This window comes from Rhodopseudomonas sp. BR0C11 (assembly GCF_010820945.1).
Lineage (GTDB): Bacteria > Pseudomonadota > Alphaproteobacteria > Rhizobiales > Xanthobacteraceae > Rhodopseudomonas > Rhodopseudomonas palustris_H.
On sequence record NZ_QTKI01000800.1, the window covers coordinates 1 to 641 of the forward strand.

Genomic DNA, 641 nt, shown 5'->3' on the forward strand with positions numbered 1-641 from the left:
GCTTCGACTTGTACGGTGCCAGGATCGTGCCAGCGTTCGAGAAGTTGCGGCCGACGATGGTGCCGCGCGTGAGACCCTCGGCGTAGTTGGCATACAGCGACACGTTCGTCCACGGCTTGACGACGATACCGGCGAGCGGTGTCGTGGCGCTGGCGTCGTAAGTCGACGTCAACGCGCCGATGTTGGTGCCGGTGGTGGCGTAGCTCTCCTGCTTCACCATCTGGTGACGACCGCCGAGCGTCAGCAGCACCGACTCGTTCAGGAACGACATGGTGTCGACCACCGCGACGCTGGTCAGCGTGCTGTCGGAGGCGTGCCGCGGCGCGTAGCGATCCGACGTCACCGCCGGCAGCGGCGCCGGGTTGTAGATGTTCGACGCGGTGGTGCCGCCCTGGATGTAGGCGTTGCCCGCCTCCTGGAAGAACCCGGTATAGGCAACGTTGAGCTTGTGGCCGATGAAGCCGGTGTCGAACCGCGACCGGAAGCCGACATTGCCGCTGAGGGTCTTGGTGTAAGAATCGTAATACGTATTCTGGACGTTGAAATTGCCGAGCGCATCCACCGCCGTCGCCGAGCGCGGGAAGGTCTGGTAGTTCGAGCCATCACGATAGCCAACGCCCGCATAGGCGGTCAGCCAGTTG

At 63.8% G+C, this 641-nt stretch carries 1 protein-coding gene; it reads right to left on the bottom strand.

The annotated features are described in order from the left end of the window. The coding region (locus DYI24_RS27465) for a TonB-dependent receptor domain-containing protein (protein ID WP_164574550.1) at positions 1-641 on the bottom strand (641 nt) is incomplete at both ends.